The following is a 21,609-nucleotide window of genomic DNA, read 5'->3' as shown; positions in this document are numbered from 1 at the left end:
GACACGTATACAAAAAGTCCATCACCTTCACTTTCAAATCACCCAACAATCCAACTCCCCAATCATCACGCTATGGAGCACAATAAAATGGGTAACGCCAACTTCCGACTCAAAACCTTCCATCGTCTCGCCACCGGCACCCTCCTGCTGGCGGGCATGACGGCAAGCGGCTATGCCTTCGCCGAAACGCTCAATTTTGCCCACGTCTACGAGACATCCGAGCCCTACCATGAGTGGGCGCTGTGGGCGGCCGATGAGATCGAGGAGCGCACCGACGGCCGCTACGAGATCGAGGTTCATCCCGCCTCGTCGCTAGGTAAAGAGGCCGATATCAACGAGGGCCTCCAACTGGGTACCGTGGATCTGATCTACACCGGCAACCAGTTCGCCGGGCGTTTTTACGGACCCATCGGTATAGCGGGAGCGCCCTACATGTTCCGCGATTTCGATCACTGGCGTGCCTATGCCGACAGCGATCTTTTCGACGAGATCGCCCAGGGCTACCAAGATGAGACCGGCAACGTGCCGCTGGCGATGAACTACTATGGGCGTCGTCATGTGACCTCCAATGAACCCATTAACGAGCCGGCGGATATGGAAGGCCTCAAGATCCGCACGCCTAATGCGCCAATGTACATGATGTTCCCCGAGGCCGTGGGAGCCAATCCGACGCCTATTGCCTTCGCTGAGGTCTATCTCGCGCTTCAACAAGGGGTCGTGGATGCCCAGGAGAACCCACTGCCGACCATTCGCGCCAAAGCCTTCTACGAGGTGCAGGACTACATCAACCTGACCGGGCACATCACCGACTCGCTGATCACCATTGCCGGTGGGCCACTGTGGAACCGCCTTTCCGAAGAGGACCGCGAGATTTTCCGCGAGGTCTACATGGAAGCCGGTGAGAAAATCACCGAAGACATCCTCCAGTCCGAAGAAGATCTCGTTGCCTGGTTCGAGGATCAAGGGGTGACCGTCAATGAAGTCGACATCACGCCATTCCGCGAAGCCACCGTGCCGTACCATACCGGTGAAGATGCGACCTGGGATCAGGAAGCCTACGACCGCCTTCAGGCGATCGGTCAGTAAGCCTCTTCTCATAGCCGACACGCCATCCCCTGAAGGGGGTGGCGTCTTCTGCGGAGCTTGCAAATGACAATCGATAAATGGCCTGCCGAAACATCCGACTTTCAGATGGAGGAAGACGATACCTTTGAATGGCGCGACTATGGGGTCGAGGATTACGCCACCCTGGTGGTGTTCTGGCTGCTGGCGCTGGATGTGTTCATGCAGTTCTTCAGCCGCTATGTGCTGGGAAACTCGATTGCCTGGACGGAAGAGATGGCTCGCTACCTGTTAGTGACCGTGGGGTTCATGGGAGGCTCCATGGCCGTCCGCACAGGTACGCATATTTCCGTCGAATTCTTCTATCGCTATATGCCCGGCTGGATGAGTCGGCTGCTCATGACCCTGGTGGATATCGTCAGCATTGGCTTCTTCGCCATAGGTGCCTGGATCACCTGGAAACTCGCCGACCGGACCACGGCGTTGATGGCATCCGTCGATATCCCCAAGAGTTTTCTCTACTACCTGGTGTTATTGGGTTTCCTCTTGATGTTGGGCCGGGCGATCCAGATAGCGGTACTTCGCTGGCGCAACCGCAGCCCCTCGCATCCTGACGCCCCATAACGACCACTTTGGCCGGAGCTTTCCCCATGTCCCATTTCCTGGCTATGCGCCCTCGAGGGGCGTTGGTTTCACCCCTGGTCGCCGCCCTTGCGGTATCGGGTTGCTTGACCCTGGCTTTCTTCGGCGAGTATCTACTGTTCCTGTTTGCCGCGCTGTTCACCATGTTGCTGCTGGGTGTGCCGATTGCCATCAGCCTGGCGGGTTCCTGCCTGCTGTATGTCTATCTCACCGGGCGCGTGCCCGATGTGGTGGTCGTGCATCGAATGGTCAACGGCGTTGACAGCTTTCCGTTGTTGGCGATCCCGTTCTTCATCCTGGCGGGCAACCTGATGAACAATGGAGGTATCACCAAACGCATTTTCGATTTTGCCAAGGCGTTGATGGGTTGGATGCGCGGTGGTTTGGGCCATGTCAATGTCGGCGCCAGCATCGTCTTTTCCGGCATGTCCGGTGCGGCGGTGGCTGATGCCGGTGGCCTCGGGACTATCGAGATCAAGGCCATGCGCGATGCAGGCTACGATAAGGAGTTCTCGGTGGGTATCACGGCCGCCTCTTCAACAATCGGGCCGATTATCCCGCCCAGCTTGCCCATGGTCATCTACGGCGTCATGGCGTCGGTCTCCGTGGGTCAGCTGTTCGCCGCCGGGCTTATTCCAGGTCTGCTGATGGGCGTGGCACTGATGGTGATGATCACGATCATGGCCAAACGTCGCGGTTATCCCCGGGATTCGGCATTCTCGATTTCGCACCTATGGACGACGTTCCGCCGTGCTTTCCTGTCCCTTTTGACACCGGTGATCATCGTCGGTGGCATCATCTCTGGTGTCTTTACCCCCACCGAGGCCGCCATCGCAGCGGTGGTCTATGCGCTTTTCCTGGGCGGGGTGGTGTATCGAATCCTCACCTGGCGTCGCCTGATGAAGGTCAGCATGGAAACCATCGAGACGACAGCCGTCATTCTGCTGATTGTCGCGGGTGCTTCGATCTTTGCCTGGATCATGAGCAGCAACCAGGTAACGCAGCATGTCATGGGACTTTTGGGCCCCTTTGCCGATAATCCCATCGCTCTGCTGATTATCATCAATCTTGTGCTGATCCTGGTTGGCTGCTTCATGGAGACCATTGCGGCTATCACCATTCTGGTGCCCGTGCTGCTGCCGGTGGCCGTATCCGCGGGTGTAGATCCGGTGCACTTTGGCGTGATCATGGTGCTCAACCTGATGATTGGCCTGCTGACGCCGCCGGTGGGTATGGTGCTTTATGTCCTATCGCGGGTCTCGAACATTTCCTTCGAGAGTTGCATGCGCGGCACGCTGCCGTTTCTCATTCCGCTGGTGATCTCGCTGTTGCTGGTGACCTTCATTCCAGCGATTTCACTGTGGCTGCCAACCCTGGTCTACCGTTGAGTTTGACTTAAGGAGCTGTTTGTCGATGACACCCGATTCGCCTGATTTTCGCGTTGCCGTTACTGATCTGGAACGTTTCATCGATCGTATTCTGCATCGCGCGGGAGCAGATGTGGCCTCCGCCCAGGCCGTGACCCGCGCGCTGGTCACGGCTTCGCGCATGGGGACGGACAGCCATGGGTTGCGGCTACTGCCGCACTATATCCAGGCATTGCAAGGCGGGCGTATCAATGGCCGACCCGAGATGCAGTTTACCCAACCCCTGCCAGCCACTGGATATCTGGATGCCGATGACGGCCTAGGGCATTTGGCGGGCTACACGGCCATGGGGCATGCTGCTGACATGGCCGAAAAAGTGGGGCTGGGCGCGGTGGCGGTGGGTAATTCATCCCACTTTGGCGCTGCAGGTTGCTACGCGCTGGCGGCCGCTGAACGGGGTTTGATCGGTATGGCCTTCTGCAACTCCGACCCTTTCGTCTTGCTGCACGAGGGACGGTCGCCGTTTCATGGCACCAATCCGATTGCCTTTGCGGCACCGGTCAATGGCCAAGCTCCCTACCTGCTGGATATGGCGACCAGCTCGGTGCCCTGGAATCGCGTTCAGCAGTACGGCGCCATCGGTCGTGAACTTCCGGACCAGGTCGCGGCGGATGCCAAGGGTCGCGTGACCCGCACTCCAGCCGAGGTGTCAGCGTTGTTACCGCTCGGCGGAAGTGATTTCGGCTTCAAGGGGGCAGGACTCGGTGGCATGGTCGAAATATTGAGTTCAACGCTTTCAGGCATGCTTAACGGTTTCCGCCTTTTGCCAATGGGCGGGCCCGACATGGCGACACCGCGGGGAGTAGGGCACTTTTTTCTGGCGATGAACCCTGATGCCTTTAATGAAAATGCATCCTTTGAAACCTGTCTGCGTGAATACCTCGAGGACCTGCGTGCTCAGCCCGCCAACGAGGGGGCTGAGGCACTGGCACCTGGGGACCGGGAGTGGCGATGCCTTGACATGCGGGATGCTAATGGCATCCCCCTGGACAGGGCTAATCAGGCCGCTTATGCCGCGCTGGCCGAGCAGTTCGACGTTGAGCCGCTGACGCCTGTGCGCTGAAAAAGACGCCTTTCCTGCCCCGAAATGACGGCGAAATGCGGTAAAATATGGCCATAAGGATAAAGAAAGGTTTGTTTTCTTTATCGAGGACAGTCAGGAGAAGGCGTGCATGAGTCGATATCAGGTAGAGCGCAAGACACTATCCGAGCAGGTAGCCGAGCAACTGGAGGCCGAGATACTCGAGGGACGTTTGAGCGAAAATGCGCAATTGCCTTCAGAGCGAGAACTGATGGAGCAGTTTGGGGTAGGTCGTCCGGCGGTGCGCGAAGCGTTGTTCTACCTTCAGCGGCTGGGCTTGATCGCCATCAATAGCGGGACGCGTGCGCGGGTTATTCGGCCTACGGCCGAGGCGGTGATGTCACGCCTTTCGGGGGTGACCCGGCAACTGCTATCCAAGCCTGACGGGCAGCAGTATTTCCAGGAGGCCCGCGCCATGTTCGAGATATCGCTGGCCCGTTACGCCGCCGTCAATGCCAGTGAAGAAGACTTCCAGCGCCTGCGCGATGCCCTGCAGGACAATCGCGATGCCATCGGCGACGAGGCGCGTTTCAAGCGTTCAGATAACGAATTTCATGGGGTACTGGCCAGTATCGGGCGTAACCCGATTTTCGACGCTATTCATGTGGCACTCTCAGAGTGGCTTGATGACCGTCGTGCACAAGTGCTGCAGCAAGAAGGCGAGGATAAGGCCGCGACAGCAGCGCATACCGAAATCATCGAGGCCATCGAATCGCGGGACCCCGATGCCGCCGAGGCAGCCATGCGCCGCCACCTGGACCGCCACTATGGCACCTACATGCAGCTCAAGAAACGCCTGTCAGCGTCAAACTGAGCACGAACAGGCGATTGGGGGGGCAGTTCAGATAGCGGGCTTTCCCAGTTCACGGTGAGGTGGGTTGTGATGCTTTCGTTTCAGCTCGGTTCATCGGCAACCACTTGCTGGTTCTGTTCGCCCAGCCCCTCGATACCCAAGCGCATGCGCTGGCCAGGGCGGAGGTAGACCGATGGTTTCTGACCCATGCCGACGCCTGGCGGGGTACCGGTCGAGATCACATCCCCCGGCTGCAGGCTCATGAAACGGCTCAGGTAGCTGATCAGGAAAGGAATCTGGTACACCATGGTGCGCGTGCTGCCGTCCTGGTAACGCTTGCCATCCACCTCGAGCCACATGTCCAGCTCGTGCGGGTCGGCCACCTCGTCGGGGGTGACCAGCCAGGGGCCCATCGGGCCGAAAGTGTCGCAGCCCTTGCCCTTGTCCCAGGTGCCGCTGCGTTCGAGCTGAAACTCGCGCTCGGAAACATCGTTGATCACGCAATAACCCGCCACGTGTTTCATGGCATCGGCTTCGGCGATGTACTTGCCGCCTTCACCGATCACTACACCCAGTTCGACTTCCCAATCGGTTTTCTGCGAATCACGCGGGATGATGACATTGTCATCGGGGCCGCAGATGGCGCTTGTCCATTTGTTGAACACCACCGGCTCGGGGGGCACCTGGGCACCGGTTTCGGCGGCATGGTCGGAGTAGTTGAGGCCGATGCACAGGAACTTGCCGACACCGCTGACGCAGGGGCCGAGGCGTGTGTCTTTAGGCACTTCCGGCAGTTTGTCGGTATCCAGCTCAGCCAATACGGACAGGTGGTCACGGCTGAGGTGGGGGCCATCGAGATCGGGCAGGTGGGCCGACAGGTCGCGAATGACCCCTTGGGTATCCAACAGGCCGGGCTTTTCGTGGCCCGGAGGGCCGAAGCGCAGTAATTTCATGTGTGCTCCTTATAAATGTGGGCATTGATGTCGTGCATTAGCCATCATCTGACATGGCATTATCAGTTTAACCAGCCGCCATCGATGATCTGAGTGGTGCCGGTGGTATAGGCGGATTCGTCGGCAGCCAGATAGGTGGCAAGTGCCGCGATCTCGTCGGCGCTGCCCAGACGGCCCAAGGGCTGTCGGGCGTTGAATTCGGCGTAGACGTCATCCTCATCGCGGCCCTGCTTTTCGGCCTGGGCGCGTATGCGCTGGCGCAGCGACGGTGAGTCCACGGTGCCTGGGCAGATGGCGTTGCAGCGGATGCCCTGGCCGATGTAGTCGGCAGCTACCGATTTGGTCAGCCCCAGAACCGCGGCCTTGGTGGTACCGTAGGCGCAGCGGTTGGGCACGCCCTTGAGGCTCGACGCTACCGAGGCCATGTTGATGATGCTGCCACCGCCGTTGTCGAGCATGGCGGGCAGCATGGCGCGGATCATGCGCATCATGGCCATGACGTTGAGCGAGAAAGACAGCTCCCAATCATCGTCGGTACCTTCCAGCAAGGAGCCGTTGGCCACATAGCCTGCGCAATTGAAAAGAATGTCGACAGGGCCGAGTTCATCGGCCAGGGCCTTGATGGCGTCTGCATCGAGTACGTCCAGTTGACAAGTCTCGATGCCGGGCGTACCGGCCAACTCGGCCAGGGTAGCGTCATTGATATCCGTGGCGATGACCCGCGCGCCTTCAGCAGCGAATCGCAGCGCAGTGGCTCGGCCGATGCCCTGGCCCGCTGCGGTGATCAGGGCCGTCTTGTTATTCAATCGCATGGCAGGTTCCGTGATCGTGTTTGTTGAGACCTATTGGTCTGTTGTTGTTTTATGATGAATAAGCTGTATGACAGGATGACAGTACGATATCTTCGTTTGAGTATGGCCCAATCGACTGCCTTTGCCAAATGGTCGCCGACAGCTGGTAGATATCGCTGATGACGTTTGTTGGTCAGGTGACGGCGCCCACCATCCAGGGGACGAACTCGTTACTGCCATAGCCCAGCGATTCGCTGGCCGTTTCTTCACCGGAGGCGATGGCAATGATCTTCTGGAATATCGCTTCGCCACAGCTCCTGACGGTGTCATCCCCGTCGATGATGCCGCCACAATTGATATCCATATCCTCCGACATGGCATCAAACATGGCGGTGTTGGTGGCAAGCTTGATGCAGGGTGCAGGCTTGAAGCCCGACACGGAGCCCCGGCCGGTGGTAAAGCACACGATCGTCGACCCGGAGGCAATCTGTCCCGTCACGGAGACCGGGTCGTAGCCAGGGCTGTCCATGAAGTTGAAACCGGGCTTTTTGATGGGTTCGGCATACTCGAGCACATCACTGAGGCTTGAGGAGCCACTCTTGGAAACGGCACCCAGTGACTTCTCGAGTATCGTGGACAGGCCACCGGCTTTATTACCCGGCGAGGGGTTGTTGTTCAGCTCAGCGCCATTGATCCAGGTGTAGTGCTTCCACCAGGCGATACGCTCAAGTAGCTTGCGAGCAACGTTTATATCGACGGCCCGGTTGAGCAGCAGGTGTTCGGCGCCGTAGATCTCTGGGGTCTCGGCCAGAATGACACTGCCTCCATGCTGAACAATGAGGTCGGCCGCATAACCCAGCGCCGGGTTGGCGGTAATGCCCGAATAGCCATCGGAACCGCCACACTGCAGGGCAACGGTAAGGTGTTTGAGTGGCGATGGTTGGCGTGCGGTATGCGCATGGGTATTGGCCATGGCGAGTACCTTGTCGCTGGCCAGTTTAATACTGGCACGTGTTCCACCCGCCCCCTGAATGTTGAAGTAGTCGAGCCGTTGGCTATCCGTCATTCCGTACTTGTCGACCAGCGCCTTTACCTGGTTGCTCTCGCAGCCCAGGCCGATCACGATCACAAACGCGAAATTCGGGTTCACCGCATAGCCGGTGACGACTCTTTCCAGAAAGGCAAATCCCTCCGACTCGGTGTTCATGGCGCAGCCTGACCCATGCGTGACGGGAACCACACCATCGAAGCCGAGTTTTTCAAGCCCTGCCGACGCGTTAAGTTGATCCGCGGTGGCCTTGACCACGGTCGCCGAGCAATTGACCGTGGCCACGATGCCAATGTAGTTACGGGTACCGACGCGGCTATCACTGCGGTGAAAGCCATTGAAGGTCAGGTCACTCTCCACGATGGGTGTCGGTGCGGCGGGAGTGAAGTTTTCAAGCGACGTATCACGCTCCAGCATGGCCAGATTATGTGTGTGGACATGGTCACCCGCACGGATCGGCTGGCTGGCCAGGCCTATCGTCTGCCCATATTTTACGACGGGGGTGTTCGCCTCGATATCGACCAGCGCCACCTTGTGGCCGGCCATGATGTTTTCTCGTGCAGCCCCTAATGCCTGACTGAGCGAAAGCCCTTCGGCGATATTCCGGGTGGCAACGCCCACATTGTCATCAGGGTCCAGGCTGATCACCATCGGGTAATCATTGATAAGTTCCATCGTTTTCTCCAAATCGTGACAGGCAGTTCGCATACCGTCGGGCTCAGGGCTATCCTTGGTGTGATGGTATAGCTGTCATGCCACCATATTACACGTTTATATGAGCCCTTGAGTTGAGTCAAGGCTTTGTGAGCGGTCGGCTTGGTTCAGTAGCCGCAAGCGCATGGTCGTGATGCTGACGCACTGGTGGCGACGTACTAGACGTTGACCCAGGAAGGCCTGGAGGAGGCGCTCGCAGCGCTGAAGCATGGTTAGGGGCTAACAAAAAAAGGAGATCACCATGGAACACACCTGGCGCTGGTTTGGCCCGAATGATGCGATTCGACTGGACGAGATTCGCCAGACAGGCGCAACCGGTATCGTTACCGCCCTGCATGAGGTGCCTAATGATCAGGTATGGCCGGTTGAGGCGATTCGCGAGCGTCAGCAGATGATCGAAGCCGCTGGTTTGACATGGTCGGTGGTGGAGAGCGTCCCGGTCCATGAGTCGATCAAGAAAGGACTGCCAGAACGTGACGCGCTGATCGAAACGTATTGCCAGACGCTGCGTCATCTAGCGGCCTGCGGTATCGACACCGTTTGCTATAACTTCATGCCGGTACTCGATTGGACACGTACTGACCTGACCTATGAATTAGCTGATGGCGCCTTGGCGCTGCGCTTTGATCAGGTGGCTTTTGCGGCCTTCGATCTTTATCTGCTGCGGCGACCAGGGGCTGATCAAGACTACAGCGCTGAGGATAAAGCTCAGGCAAGTCGTTATCTGGAAGGCTTGGATAGCGCTGGCCGTGACCAATTAGTCAATACGCTGATCGCCGGGCTGCCCGGCGCCGAAGAGCATTACACCCTTGAGCAGTTTCGTGCTGTGTTGCAAGAGTATGCCGATGTCGACGCCGCCCGGCTGCGAGAAAACCTGGGTTACTTTCTGCAGGCGGTTATTCCAGTGGCGGAAGAGGTGGGCATTCGTATGGCCATCCACCCGGATGACCCGCCCCGGCCGTTGCTGGGATTGCCCCGGGTGGTATCGACGCGCGAGGATGCCCAGTGGATTATCGATCGTGTGCCCAGCCCCGCCAATGGTTTGACGCTTTGCACAGGGTCTTATGGCGTCCGTGAAGATAATGACTTGGTGGCCATGACCCGCCACTTCGCCCCACATATTCATTTTATCCATCTGCGTGCCACGCAGCGCGAAGCGGATAACCTGTCTTTTCACGAGGCCCCGCACCTAGCCGGTGATGTGGACATGGTGGGGGTCATTCATGCGCTGGTGAAAGAAGAGCGGCGCCGCGAACGCGAGGGTGGGGCACGTTTACCGATGCGCCCGGATCACGGTCACCAGCTTCTTGATGATCAACAGCGCCATACGGCACCGGGTTACCCGCTTTACGGGCGCATGCGCGGCTTGGCTGAATTGCGTGGCGTAGAGTTCGTGTTGCAGCAGTCGACGGCTGGCTAGTCACGACAGTTAACCGCTTGATATTGTTTAGCGGGCGAGCCAGCCACCGTCTACTGCCAGGGTATGACCATGAACGTAGCGGGCAGCGTCGGAGCATAAAAAGATCACGGCACCCGCTAGATCTTCGGGCGTGCCCCAGCGGCCCGCTGGAATGCGTCCGAGTATTTCATCGTGGCGCTTGGGGTCATCGCGCAGCGCCTGGGTATTATCGGTCGCCATGTACCCTGGGGCGATGGCATTGACGTTTATATCGTGTGCAGCCCATTCGTTGGCCATCAGGCGGGTTAGGCCGAGGATGCCGCTTTTGCTGGCGGTGTAGGAGGGCACGCGAATACCGCCTTGGAACGACAGCAGGGAGGCAATATTGACGATCTTGCCCGGCGCCTCGCGCTCAATGAGGTGTTTAGCCACCTGCTGGGAGAGAAAGAACGCTGCCTTCAAATTGATGTCTATCACCTCGTCCCAGTCTTCTTCGGTGAACTCGATAGCCGGTGCCCGGCGAATCGTTCCCGCATTATTGACCAAGATGTCCAGCTTACCCGCCTGAGTGACCGCTTGATGAACAATGTCGTTAGGCGAATCATTGCCTAACTCTGCTTCAACAGCGTAAAAGCGCTTGCCTAAGGCTTCAACCTGCTGGCGGGTTTCCTCGGCAGGGCGGCGGCTGACACCGACAATATCAGCACCCGCTTCGGCCAGGGCCACGGCCATGCCTTGGCCTAAGCCTTTGTTGCAGCCGGTAACCATCGCCACTTGATCTTGCAATGAAAATAACCTCATTGAATCCTCCTGAGCCGATTTTCACCAATATGTGTCAACTCCAAGTATTAAACGTCGGCAGGCACGTTGGTGGATAGCTTGGCAATCGCGTTGGGTAATTCACTGGCATGCAGAATGCCGATCGCACCGTCGGGAGTGATTTCCTCTCCAGGAAAGTGGTTGAGATGAATCACGTGCATGCCTGCCGCTAGGCCTGCCTCGACACCCACCGCCGCATCATCGATCACCACGCACTGCTGGGGAGTATAGCCCATGGCGGCGCCCGCCTTGCGATACAGCTCGGGATCTGGCTTCCATACGTTGAGGGTGTAGGCGCTGAACAGCCTGCCTTCAAAATGGTGGCCTAACGCGGTGCTTTCCAGCGCGCAACGGATCTTGCGTTCGGGGCCATTGGATACCACGGCCATGGGATGTTTGCTTAGCTGTTCTAGCGCGGTGGGTATGCCAGTGATCGCTACCAGTTCGGCACGCATGCGGGCTTCCATGCGTGCCCGCATGCCTGCTTCAAGCTGGGAGAAGGCGCCTTCTTCCAGCGCCTGAAAACGCTTTTCCAGTGTTTGAACGATGGTCTGGAAACGTACCCCGCGAAATTCATCCATATACTGCCGAGCTGAAAAGGGTAGGCCGAATTCAGGAAGAATCTCGCCCATCACCTCGGCAAGCAGTATCTCGCTGTCCACCAGGGTGCCATCGCAGTCAAACAGCAGGCAGAGCGGTGTGGTCGTGTTCGGCGAAGAATTCATTGATAGGCTTCCTGATTGACCAGGCTAATGGGTCGTTCACCCTGAAGCGCCATGCGAATATTATCCACCGCCCGCTGGGCCATGGCGTCGCGGGTTTCATGGGTGGCGGAGCCGATATGGGGCAGGGCGACCACATTGGCCATCGTCGGTAGCGGTGACGAGGTGGCGAGCGGCTCCTGCTCGAAGACATCCAGCCCGGCTGCTTGTATAGCGCCACTCTCCAGAGCGTGTATCAATGCCGCTTCATCGACGACTTTGCCGCGGGCAATATTGATGAAAATGCCGGTTGGTTTCATTTGTGCAAATTCTTTGGCGCCGATCAGGTGTTCGGTCTCGGCAGTCAGCGGTACTGTGACACAGACAAAGTCAGCTTCGGCCAGCAGTTGGTTAAGTTCGCACCGCTTAGCGCCAAGCTCGCGTTCTAATGCGGGCTTTGGGGAGGCGTTGGAGTAGAGCACCGGCATGCCAAAGCCCAGCGCACCGCGCCTGGCCACTGCCTGCCCAATGCGGCCAAAGCCGACCATGCCCAGGGTTTTGCCATGCACATCGCTACCAAACGAAGCGGGGCCAATACTGGCTTGCCATTCGCCTGCTTTCACCCACTCGGCTAATTCCACTACCCGACGCGCGGTGGCCATGATCAGTGCAAACCCCGTATCGGCGGTGGTTTCGGTAAGCACATCCGGCGTATTGCACAGCATGATGCCGCGCTTGGTCAGTTCATCAACGGGGATGTTGTCATAGCCAACAGAAACGGTCGCGATGACTTCCAAGTTGGGGGCTGCGTCCAGCAACTGAGGGGTGATTGCCAAGCCGGAACCGATAATGCCGTGCGCCTCTGCTAATAGAGCGCGATTTTCAGGGGCATCAAGCGCGGAGGTTTTTGCCAGCACATCTACCTTAAATAAATCGCTTAGCTCACCCAGTTGGGCATCGCTGAGTCGTCCTTGAACCATTAACCGTTTTTGCATTGTTATCTCCAGGGTAAAAAAGCGGCTACAAAAAAGCGAGGCGGGTCAGGCGGTGGGTTGCTCTGCTTCAAGCACCTGTAAACGCTCGCGACCAGGCAGGCCTTCCATATCACCAATGACTTGAACGGCCTGAGCACCAATTAAATTTCCCCGCTGGGCGGCTTGGCGTGCTGAGCAGCCATCAAGCAGGGCGCTGATTACGCCAACGGCAAAGCCATCGCCTGCACCTACGGTATCCACTACTTCAGCGACAGGGCAACCGCTTACCGTAAAGCTCTCCTCTTTCCCATCTAAGCTGCCTCGGTAATAGCTGCCTTCCGGCCCCAGTTTGATAACCACCGCCGAAGCACCTTGATCCAGATAGTAGCCTGCTATGTCGTAAGGCGTCTTTTGCCCTGTGAGTAGCTGGCCCTCGGAAAGCCCTGGTAGTACCCAGTCGGCACGGCCGGCGAGTTCGTTGAGGGTCGATCGCATAACGTTTTCGTTGGGCCAAAGTGACGGTCGCAAATTAGGGTCAAAGGAAACACTGGCACCATGGGCGCGGGCCTGTTCCATCAAATGATGGCTAAGCTGGCAGGCGCTTTCAGATAACGCCGGTGTAATGCCCGTTGCGTGAAGGTGGTTAAGTGCTTGAAAGTCGACATGCTGGGCGTCGTCAACCGTCAGGTGACTGGCAGCACTGCCACGTCTGAAATATTCGACTCGCGGGTCGGCGCCGTCCTGGGCGCGCTCTTTAAAGAGCAGTCCGGTGGGGTGCTGTGCATCGGCGTGAATATAGCGGCCATCGATTCCTTCCGCGGTTAACGCCGCCTGAATAAACTTGCCGAAGCTATCGCTCCCCACCCGGCTAAGCCAGCCTACGTGAAAGCCTAACCTTGAGAGGCCGATGGCAACATTGTTGTCGGCACCGGCCAAGCGGCGGTGGAATCCCTCAATGCCGGATAAATCCCCCGGCGAATCCGCCACAAACATGGCCATGGCTTCGCCAAAGGTAAGAACTTCTGGTGGGGTAGAGGTGGAATGAGGCATGGTAAATTATTCCTTTATATTGTTTATCGCCGAGCCAAGGCAACAATAGCATTTATGCCTATGCTTTTTTAGCAAGTGTTAGGGCCTGTTGACGTTTCATTCACGGCCGCGCTGGAGTCCGTTTTTATTCGCGGCAAGGCAGGAGGAGAGATGTTTGGTTATTCCAAATGAACGACGACTAACGCCGCCGCGGGTAAAAACGGGCCCAGCCCTTCGGGTTGCACCACAAAGCGCGCCATACGGCGTTGCAAAACTTGAAAAGGGAACCACCCTTCCCTGCGTTTTGCGCCTTGTCTGACGCGCTTTGTGGTGCAACGCGGTTCGCGATGAAACATCAACAGGCCCTAAAGTCTGCCGCTGGATAGCGTTCTCTTTTGCCAAGGCTGGCAAGCGTTCCGCGTTCAAGCAAGTTAAACTACACGGCTTTGAGACAACGCTCGGCCCATTGAATGCATCCACATTATGAATTGACCCAAGCGGGCGATCGTTACTTCGACGGCCTGGTCGACAAGTTTTCCCGCTCGCTCTACCAGGCGCCCAGAGGCGAGTTGCGTCTGGCTATGCTCGACTATTTATTACCGCAGATGCTGAATTTACAGCAGCAGGCAGTATTGGATATCGGCGGTGGCCTGGGCCAGCAAACTGCGTGGTTTGCAGAGCGAGGGCATAAGGTCACGATGGCAGAGCCCTCTGGCGAAATGCTGGACCATGCAAAAAACTGGCATCGTGATGCCAATGAGCTGCCCAGCGATGCGATTGAGTACCTGCAGGCGCCTCTGCAAACGATTCGGCAGCACGCCCCAGGTCCCTGGCCACTCATTGCCTGCCACGCGGTACTGGAATGGCTCGGCGAGCCGCGTTTGGCCATGCAAACGCTGGCGAGCCTGCTCGCCCCAGGCGGTCAACTGAGTCTCATGGTGTTTAACCGTGATGCGCTGCGTTTTTCCAATGCCATGAAAGGTAACTTACAAAAAGCCTTAAGCGACCAGCTTGAGGGTCAGGGCAGGGGCCAGCGACTGACGCCCATTTCGCCCATCACCCACGACCAGGTTGTGCAGTGGAGCGGGGAAAATGGCTTGGTTGTTGAGTCGGTAGCCGGTATTCGAGTCTTTCAGGACTATTTACGCCAGCCCGCGTTAGCGCCACGCGAGCGCGACACGCTGCTGGCGCTGGAAAAATGCTACTGCCGACAGGACCCCCACTGGCGTCTGGGTCGCTACCTGCTTTATACCCTCAGCAAACCGGAGACCAGCGAATGAGTGCCCAAACGCCTGCCTGCCAACTGCTTGAACGACAGCCAGTCCGCCATGGGCCACTCTGGGTGGTCGGTCCGCCGCTGGCCCCCTGGCTGATCGAGCAGTCAGCGGGTGTCATCAGCGCTGACTTGGCCGTGCTTGATGCGTGGCGCGCCAAGGGTAAGTCAGCGTTTAGCCCATTTGAGGAGGAGAGCGTTGAGTCTCTGGCAAGCGAGGTGGTGCTGTTCTGGCCCAAGGCCCATCAGTTGGGTATCTGGTGGCTGGAGTGGCTATGTGAGGGTTTGCCAGCCGACACGCCGATAGAGGTCGTCGGCGAACACAATGGTGGTATCAAGCGCGTCCCCAAGGTGCTCGCCGAACGGGGCATGGAGTGCGACAAGCTGGATAACGCCCGACGCTGTTCCCTATTTGCGACTCGCACGGTAAAACGCGCTTCCGGGGACGATGTGTGGACGCGCTTCGACGCACAGGGTCTGACACTGATCAGCCACCCCGGCGTGTTTGGCCATGGCAAGGTCGACGAAGGCACCCGGCTGCTCCTGGACGTTCTGGATGGCGAGCTTCCCAGCACACCACTCAGCACCCCTCTGCGCGTGCTGGATATGGGCTGCGGAGACGGAATTATCAGCGCCTGGCTGGCCCATCGCGGGCATCAGGTCACCGCGGTGGATGTCAGCGCCTTTGCGGTTGAGTCGACTCTGCGAACGCTGAGGGTTAACGGGCTCGAAGGCCGTGTATTGCAGAGTGATGTATTCAGCGCCTTGCAGGGCGAACACTTTGATCTCATCGTCAGCAATCCGCCCTTCCATCAGGAGCGTGATGTCAGCTATGGACCCAGTCAGCGCCTGATCCGCCAGGCGCCGACCCACTTGACGTCAGCGGGCCAATTGATGCTGGTTGCCAATGCGTTCCTGCCGTATCCGGACCTGCTCCAGAGCGCGTTTGAGCAGTTCCAGACCCTGGCGGATAATCGCCGGTTCAGGGTCTATCGCGCTTAATTACTGCTTGGGGGCATAGTCAATGGCCGTCACGGTATAGAACGTCTCGCCGTTGGGCGTGAGCACCGTTATATCTTCGCCCACTTCCTTGCCCAGCAAGGCCTTGGCCATGGGGGCATCGATACTGATCCAGCGTTTTTGCGTATCGGTTTCATCGTGGCCAACAATACGTAGAGACAGCGTTTCACCTTCTTCGTCTTCCAGGCTGACAAAGGCGCCGAAGAATATTTTTTGCGTATTGGCGGGCAGGCGGTCCACCACCTGGAGCTCATCCAGGCGCTTGGTGAGGTAACGAATGCGGGCGATGACGCGATTGAGTTCCTTCTTGTTGTAGGTGTAATCGGCGTTTTCACTGCGGTCACCCTGGGCAGCCGCTTCGCCCACTTTCGCCGAAATTTGCGGGCGTTTTACCCGCGAGAGATGGTCCAGAATGCCTCTCAGGCGGGCTGCACCCTCAGCGGTAATCAGGTTGCTTTTTGGTTCCTGGCGCGGGTCTTTTGCCGGGTCGCGCCAACGTGTCATGTTGCGGCCTTTCATTGCCAACTCCCTTCTGGTTAGGCGATCCCCACTTTAACGCGATTTGCCAGGGTACGGCGAAGAGTCGCGGCAATGATTTGCGACTGGCGATTAATTCAAACGTTCGTTACATTGTCTGGGTGGCTTATTTTGCCTGATGACAGTGATACAACAAAACAGTGATACAACAACAAGCTAAGGAGTTGATAATGGCTCACTCAAACCTGATGCGCTATTTTGCAATGACCGCCCTCAGCAGTTCGCTGGCACTCGCGTCGTTTAATGCGGTGGCCTATGAAAGCGAGCTGTTCTCGCTGAAGAACCGCTGGGAGTATACGGTAACGGAGATGCCTGAAAGTGAGCGGGAGGCTGCGCTCAGTGGTCTTGCTGAAGAAGTGACCCGGCTTGCCGAGCAGCATAGCGACGAAGCCGAGGTGCTGGTCTGGAAAGGGGTGGTATTGGCCGCTTATGCCCGTGAACGTGGTGGCCTTGGTGCGTTGGGCGTTGCCAAAGACGCCCGGGATACCCTCGAACGTGCCGTCGAGATCGACCCACAAGGCAATAACGGCTCTGCCTATGTGACCTTGGGGGCGCTATACGACCGCGTACCCGGCGGGCTGATTGGTTTTGGCGATAGTGATACGGCAGACGAGATGTTTCAACGTGCCTTGCAGATTCGTCCTGACGGCATCGATGTCAACTATTACTATGCGACCTTCCTGCAGGAAGAAGGCAATATCCAGGCGGCTCGGGAGCATGCTCAGCGCGCCGTGGACGGCACCGCTCGCGAGGGTCGCCAACAATCCGATGAAGCGTTGCGCCGTGACGCTGAGGCGCTGCTCGGCGAGCTATAACATCTTCCACAAATTGGCATTCCCGGTGGCAAGCATTGATAATAGGACAATTGTTATCACCGGGAGCGCCTTATGGCATCCAGCGCCAGCACGTCTTTGCTCAATACGCCGCTAGGCCGCGACGATGTTGAACTGCACAAACGCGAAACGCTGCATCAGGGCTTTTTTCGCCTGGAAGCGTTAGAGCTTCGCCATCGCCTGTTTGAAGGCGGGTGGAGCGACGTCATGCGTCGCGAGGTCCACCATCGCTTTGATGCCGTGGGGGTGCTGCTTTACGACCCCGAGCGCGATAGCCTGGTGCTGGTTGAGCAGTTTCGTGCCGGTGCCGTTGACGACCCGCACACGCCATGGAAGCTGGAACTCGTGGCGGGTCTCGTCGAGCAGGGCGAGTCACTGGAAGAGGTTGCTCGCCGTGAAGCCCTGGAAGAGGCTGGTTGTCACGTGGGCCAATTGACCAAGCTGCATACCTACTATCCCAGCCCGGGTGCCTGTAACGAGCGCGTGACGCTGTTCTGCGGCTTGATCAATACGCAAGGGCTGGGCGGGGTTCATGGCCTGGCTGAAGAACACGAAGATATTCGCGTCCATGTGGTGTCTTTTCCCACTGTATGGGAACTCATGGGCCAGGGAAGACTCGACAACGCCATGTGCTTGATTGCACTGCATTGGCTGGCAGGTCAGCGGGCGTCTTTACGCGCCGCTTCCCGCCCAATCCCCCCGCAGGGCGAAACCGACGAGGAGTGATCATGGCGAAAATGGCTTATGTCACCGATTTGAAGACGCTCCAAGCCGAGTGCAGCGCCAACTATTTGCGCCTGGTTCGCCTGGTGGGTGATCTGGAAGGCGACCAGCAACGCAACATTGCCTTGCGCGGCGATGACCAGGATTTCGGTGATTTGCAACTCAAGATTTTGCAAAACGCCCCTTACACCACCATGCTGGAAGTGTCCCAAAGCAGCCCCATGGATACGTTGTGGGAAGGTCCCACAATGCGTGTGCATCTTTACCACGACGTTCGCATGGCGGAAGTTACCGACTTTCAGCGCGAGCGCCATTTCAGAGGGCGCTACCGCTACCCTAATGCCCGCATGCACCAGCCGGATGAAAAGCTGCAGTTGAATCGCTTTCTCGGCGAATGGCTGGCCCATGCACTGGCGCATGGACACACTGTTGACGTACCGGAGTTGCCCTGATGCGTTTGGTGCAAATCACCGATGCCCACCTGTACGCGGAAAAACAAGCGCGATCCCGCGCGGGTGTGCCCTGGCACCACATGCAGCGGGTGCTGCAGGCAGCCATCGCTGAGCGGCCCGACTTTGTGGTGTTGACCGGTGATGTCAGTCAGGACGAAACGGCAGCCTCTTATCAGCTGGCCGCTGAGGCGATGTCGCAGCTGCCCTGTCCGTGGGCCTGGATGGCGGGCAATCACGACCAACCCGCGCTGATGCAAGCAGAGCATCCGTTGGCCGATGAGGTGTCGCTGCCGCCCTGGCGCCTGCTGCTGCTGCATACCCAGGTTGAGGGCGAGCCCTACGGTGAGCTGGGCCGTGATGCCTTGGCGGGGCTGTCGGCGAAGCTTGAGGGCGATCACCGACCGACCTTGATCGCGATGCATCATCCTCCCGTTGACGTAGGGGCGACCTGGATGGATGCCATTGGGTTGCAGGATCGCGAGGCGTTCTGGGAGGTCATCAGCGCGTTTCCCCAGGTCAAGATCATTCTGTTTGGTCATGCCCACCAGACCTATGCCCAGCGTCATCTAGTCGGTACCCATGAGGTTGCCGTTTATGGCTGCCCGGCGATTTCCGATCAATTCATGCCCGGAGCAGAGCACTTCATGGTCGATGAGGCATCGCGCCCCGGTTATCGCATCCTTGATTTCCACGACCAGCAGTGGGAAACCCGGGTCGAGCGTGTCACGGTTTAGCCGTCAAGACGGCTTTTTGATCTTATAGGCAGTAAAAGAATAAAAAGATAGTTATTAATTCTTTTGGGTTATTATTGCCGAGACGTTACCCTACCCACATCTTAGCGCTCAGCTTTTGCGCAGTGCCACAGGTTTGTTTTTGTGAGGTAGTCGGCCATGTCCCAGTTTTCCAATCCTTCAGCCGCGTTGCGGCCTGAAATGCCCGGTGCGCCAAGTGCTGCGCGCATGACGCACTTAAAGCAGCTCGAAGCGGAATCGATCCATATCATTCGCGAAGTTGCCGCCGAGTTTTCCAACCCGGTGATGATGTACTCCATCGGTAAAGACTCTTCGGTGATGCTGCACCTGGCGCGCAAGGCGTTTTATCCCGGTACGCCGCCATTCCCGCTGATGCACATCGACACCACCTGGAAATTCCGCGAGATGATCGAGTTCCGTAATCGCATGGCGGCAGAGGCGGGCATGGAGCTTATCGTCCACACCAACGAGGAAGGCCGGGCGGCGAACATCAACCCGTTTGATCACGGCAGCGCCAAGTACACCGACATCATGAAAACCCAGGCGCTCAAGCAGGCGCTGGACAAGCATGGCTTTGACGCCGCGTTCGGCGGTGCCCGGCGCGACGAGGAAGCGTCCCGTGCCAAGGAGCGTGTCTACTCCTTCCGCGATAAATACCACCGCTGGGACCCGAAAAAACAGCGCCCGGAGCTGTGGAATATCTACAACGCCAAGGTCGACAAGGGCGAATCGATCCGCGTGTTCCCGCTTTCCAACTGGACCGAGCTGGATATCTGGCAGTACATCTATCTGGAATCGATCCCCATTGTACCGCTGTACCTGTCAGCCCCACGCCCGGTTGTCGAGCGTGACGGCATGCAGATCATGGTCGACGACGACCGCATGCCGCTGGAACCGGGCGAAGTACCGGAAGAAAAATGGGTGCGTTTCAGAACCCTGGGCTGCTACCCGCTCACCGGCGCGGTGGAATCCAAGGCCGCCACCTTGCCCGAAGTGATCCAGGAAATGCTGCTGACCAAAACCAGCGAACGCAGCGGCCGCGCCATCGACCACGACCAGGCCGGCTCGATGGAAAAGAAAAAGCGTGAGGGGTATTTTTAATGTCACACCAATCCAATTTGATTGCCGACAACATCGAGCAATATTTGCACGAACACGAAAACAAGGACCTGCTGCGCTTTATCACCTGCGGCAGCGTCGATGACGGCAAGTCCACGCTGATTGGCCGGATGCTGCACGATTCCAAGATGATTTTTGAGGATCAACTGGCGGCGATCACCCAGGCATCCAAAACCAGCGGTACCACCGGCGATACCGTTGACCTGGCGCTGCTGGTCGATGGCCTGCAGTCGGAACGCGAGCAGGGCATCACCATCGACGTGGCGTATCGTTTTTTCTCTACCGATAAGCGCAAGTTCATTATCGCCGATACCCCGGGGCACGAGCAGTACACCCGCAACATGGCCACGGGAGCGTCTACCGCAAGCCTGGCGGTGATCCTGATAGACGCTCGCTACGGCGTGCAGACGCAAACCCGCCGCCATAGCTTCATTGCCGATTTGCTGGGTATCCAGCATCTGGTCATTGCGGTCAACAAGATGGACCTGGTCGACTTCTCCGAGCAGCGCTTTAACGAGATCGTCGAAGAATATCGTGCTTTCGCCACCAATCTGAACGCTCCTGATATCCGCTTTGTGCCGATGTCGGCGCTCAACGGCGACAACGTCGTCAATCCCAGCGAGCAGACACCCTGGTATTACACGGCGGGCTACGAAGGCAAAACGCTGATTGAGCTGCTGGAAAGCGTCGAGGTCACGTATGACCAGAACCTTACCGATCTGCGTTTGCCGGTGCAGTATGTCAATCGGCCCAACCTGGATTTTCGCGGCTATTGCGGCACGCTCGCGGCGGGCGTACTGCGCCCAGGTCAAGCCGTGAAGGTGCTGCCGTCGGGTAAAACCTCGCGCGTCGAGCGGATCGTGACCTTTGAGGGTGACTTGACGGCGGCGTATCCGGGGCAGGCCATTACCGTTACGCTGGACGATGAAATCGATATTTCCCGGGGCGACTGGCTCGTCAGCGCCGAGGAGGCATTGCCGCTGTCGAACGCCTTTGAAGCGGATATCGTCTGGATGCACGAAGATGCGCTGGCGCCGGGTAAATTGTACGACTTCAAGCTCGCCACGCGGGATCTCTCAGGGCAAGTCAGCGCGATTGACTACCAGATCGATGTGAACACCCTTGAAAAGCACGCTGCGGATTCGCTGAGCCTGAATGCCATCGCCCGCTGCGAGGTAGAGTTAACGGCGGCGATTCCGGTTGACAATTATCGCAGCAGCCCCGGTACCGGCAGCTTTATCATTATCGATCGGCTGACCAATGTAACCGTCGGCGCAGGCATGATCCGTGGCGTGGCGAATGCGTCAGAGAGTGGCCCGGCAAAAACCGACTGGGCGGCGTTCGAGCGCGATCTCAACGCCCTGGTGCGTAAGCATTTTCCGCATTGGGAAGCCAAGGATATTCGCCAGCTGCTGTAGATTTTTACCTGGCATCGACTGGGTAAGATAAGCAATGTGGTTATATAGA

Annotated in this window: 22 protein-coding genes; 14 read left to right on the top strand and 8 right to left on the bottom strand. The window is 58.0% G+C overall.

Translation table 11 applies throughout. From position 1 onward, the window contains the following. Positions 1 to 87 precede the first annotated feature (87 nt). From ADS46_RS06350 to nanR, 5 genes are all read left to right on the top strand, one after another. Entirely contained in the window at positions 88 to 1,086 is a 999-nt protein-coding gene (locus tag ADS46_RS06350) for a sialic acid TRAP transporter substrate-binding protein SiaP (protein WP_066317778.1), read from the top strand. A gap of 63 nt (positions 1,087 to 1,149) precedes the next feature. Continuing rightward, positions 1,150 to 1,686: a TRAP transporter small permease gene (locus ADS46_RS06345; protein WP_066317773.1), complete on the top strand. Its 537-nt coding sequence runs from the start codon at positions 1,150 to 1,152 to the stop codon at positions 1,684 to 1,686. Between the two features lie 26 nt (positions 1,687 to 1,712). Next, positions 1,713 to 3,092, top strand: coding sequence for a TRAP transporter large permease (locus ADS46_RS06340; RefSeq protein WP_066317772.1), 1,380 nt, complete (start codon positions 1,713 to 1,715; stop codon positions 3,090 to 3,092). Between the two features lie 25 nt (positions 3,093 to 3,117). Then, on the top strand, positions 3,118 to 4,194 hold the full coding sequence (locus ADS46_RS06335) for an Ldh family oxidoreductase (RefSeq protein WP_066317770.1): 1,077 nt from the start codon (positions 3,118 to 3,120) through the stop codon (positions 4,192 to 4,194). A 109-nt stretch (positions 4,195 to 4,303) separates the two neighbouring features. After that, entirely contained in the window at positions 4,304 to 5,026 is a 723-nt protein-coding gene (gene nanR, locus ADS46_RS06330; RefSeq protein ID WP_066317767.1) for a transcriptional regulator NanR, read from the top strand. Positions 5,027 to 5,106: 80 nt separating this feature from the next. Here nanR and ADS46_RS06325 read toward each other — a convergent pair whose 3' ends face one another. The 3 genes from ADS46_RS06325 to ADS46_RS06315 all read right to left on the bottom strand — a co-directional run bounded on the left by ADS46_RS06325 (position 5,107) and on the right by ADS46_RS06315 (position 8,472). Next, the gene (locus tag ADS46_RS06325; RefSeq protein WP_066317764.1) at positions 5,107 to 5,958 is read right to left on the bottom strand and encodes a fumarylacetoacetate hydrolase family protein; all 852 of its coding nucleotides are present in this window, start codon (positions 5,956 to 5,958) and stop codon (positions 5,107 to 5,109) included. 62 nt (positions 5,959 to 6,020) lie between these two features. After that, a complete protein-coding gene (locus ADS46_RS06320; protein ID WP_066317762.1) occupies positions 6,021 to 6,770 on the bottom strand; it encodes an SDR family oxidoreductase in 750 nt (249 codons plus the stop codon). A gap of 172 nt (positions 6,771 to 6,942) precedes the next feature. Continuing rightward, positions 6,943 to 8,472: a UxaA family hydrolase gene (locus ADS46_RS06315; RefSeq protein ID WP_066317760.1), complete on the bottom strand. Its 1,530-nt coding sequence runs from the start codon at positions 8,470 to 8,472 to the stop codon at positions 6,943 to 6,945. A 280-nt stretch (positions 8,473 to 8,752) separates the two neighbouring features. On the opposite strand from ADS46_RS06315, the gene uxuA reads away from it, so the two are divergent. Further along, positions 8,753 to 9,931, top strand: coding sequence for a mannonate dehydratase (gene uxuA / locus ADS46_RS06310; protein ID WP_066317758.1), 1,179 nt, complete (start codon positions 8,753 to 8,755; stop codon positions 9,929 to 9,931). A 27-nt stretch (positions 9,932 to 9,958) separates the two neighbouring features. On the opposite strand, the gene kduD is transcribed toward uxuA, so the two are convergent. From kduD to ADS46_RS06290, 4 genes are read right to left on the bottom strand one after another with little or no spacing between them, the layout of a single operon-like run. Then, entirely contained in the window at positions 9,959 to 10,711 is a 753-nt protein-coding gene (kduD, locus tag ADS46_RS06305; protein ID WP_066317756.1) for a 2-dehydro-3-deoxy-D-gluconate 5-dehydrogenase KduD, read from the bottom strand. 47 nt (positions 10,712 to 10,758) lie between these two features. Beyond that, the gene (locus ADS46_RS06300) at positions 10,759 to 11,454 is read right to left on the bottom strand and encodes an HAD family hydrolase (protein WP_066317748.1); all 696 of its coding nucleotides are present in this window, start codon (positions 11,452 to 11,454) and stop codon (positions 10,759 to 10,761) included. Continuing rightward, entirely contained in the window at positions 11,451 to 12,425 is a 975-nt protein-coding gene (locus ADS46_RS06295) for a 2-hydroxyacid dehydrogenase (protein WP_066317746.1), read from the bottom strand. The genes ADS46_RS06300 and ADS46_RS06295 overlap by 4 nt, the downstream gene beginning before the upstream one ends. A 45-nt stretch (positions 12,426 to 12,470) precedes the next feature. Continuing rightward, positions 12,471 to 13,454 carry a sugar kinase gene (locus ADS46_RS06290; RefSeq protein ID WP_066317743.1) on the bottom strand — a complete coding sequence of 328 codons (984 nt, stop codon included), beginning with the start codon at positions 13,452 to 13,454 and terminating at the stop codon, positions 12,471 to 12,473. 449 nt (positions 13,455 to 13,903) lie between these two features. Between ADS46_RS06290 and ADS46_RS06285 the strand changes: the two genes are divergently transcribed. Together ADS46_RS06285 and ADS46_RS06280 are read left to right on the top strand one after the other, a co-directional pair. After that, positions 13,904 to 14,713 carry a methyltransferase domain-containing protein gene (locus tag ADS46_RS06285; protein WP_066317741.1) on the top strand — a complete coding sequence of 270 codons (810 nt, stop codon included), beginning with the start codon at positions 13,904 to 13,906 and terminating at the stop codon, positions 14,711 to 14,713. Continuing rightward, positions 14,710 to 15,708 (top strand): methyltransferase, encoded by a 999-nt coding sequence (locus ADS46_RS06280; RefSeq protein ID WP_066317739.1) that lies wholly within the window; start codon positions 14,710 to 14,712, stop codon positions 15,706 to 15,708. Before ADS46_RS06285 ends, ADS46_RS06280 begins: the two co-directional genes overlap by 4 nt. Here the strand turns inward: ADS46_RS06280 and greB are convergent, their stop codons facing one another. Beyond that, positions 15,709 to 16,245, bottom strand: coding sequence for a transcription elongation factor GreB (gene greB / locus ADS46_RS06275; RefSeq protein WP_082926006.1), 537 nt, complete (start codon positions 16,243 to 16,245; stop codon positions 15,709 to 15,711). Between the two features lie 206 nt (positions 16,246 to 16,451). On the opposite strand from greB, the gene ADS46_RS06270 reads away from it, so the two are divergent. The 6 genes from ADS46_RS06270 to cysN all read left to right on the top strand — a co-directional run bounded on the left by ADS46_RS06270 (position 16,452) and on the right by cysN (position 21,560). Continuing rightward, positions 16,452 to 17,078, top strand: coding sequence for a hypothetical protein (locus tag ADS46_RS06270; RefSeq protein WP_420706106.1), 627 nt, complete (start codon positions 16,452 to 16,454; stop codon positions 17,076 to 17,078). Positions 17,079 to 17,150: 72 nt separating this feature from the next. Then, a complete protein-coding gene (locus tag ADS46_RS06265) occupies positions 17,151 to 17,822 on the top strand; it encodes an NUDIX domain-containing protein (RefSeq protein ID WP_066317736.1) in 672 nt (223 codons plus the stop codon). A 2-nt stretch (positions 17,823 to 17,824) separates the two neighbouring features. Beyond that, on the top strand, positions 17,825 to 18,271 hold the full coding sequence (locus ADS46_RS06260) for a DUF1249 domain-containing protein (RefSeq protein ID WP_066317733.1): 447 nt from the start codon (positions 17,825 to 17,827) through the stop codon (positions 18,269 to 18,271). Next, positions 18,271 to 19,005, top strand: coding sequence for a metallophosphoesterase (locus ADS46_RS06255; protein ID WP_066317731.1), 735 nt, complete (start codon positions 18,271 to 18,273; stop codon positions 19,003 to 19,005). The genes ADS46_RS06260 and ADS46_RS06255 overlap by 1 nt, the downstream gene beginning before the upstream one ends. Positions 19,006 to 19,161: 156 nt before the next feature. Continuing rightward, positions 19,162 to 20,124 (top strand): sulfate adenylyltransferase subunit CysD, encoded by a 963-nt coding sequence (gene cysD, locus ADS46_RS06250; RefSeq protein ID WP_420706101.1) that lies wholly within the window; start codon positions 19,162 to 19,164, stop codon positions 20,122 to 20,124. After that, positions 20,124 to 21,560, top strand: coding sequence for a sulfate adenylyltransferase subunit CysN (gene cysN, locus ADS46_RS06245; RefSeq protein WP_066317729.1), 1,437 nt, complete (start codon positions 20,124 to 20,126; stop codon positions 21,558 to 21,560). The genes cysD and cysN overlap by 1 nt, the downstream gene beginning before the upstream one ends. The last annotated feature ends 49 nt before the right edge of the window (positions 21,561 to 21,609 follow it).

Source organism: Halomonas sp. G11 (assembly GCF_001663515.1).
Lineage (GTDB): Bacteria > Pseudomonadota > Gammaproteobacteria > Pseudomonadales > Halomonadaceae > Vreelandella.
This window is presented reverse-complemented; position numbering and strand designations above follow the sequence as displayed.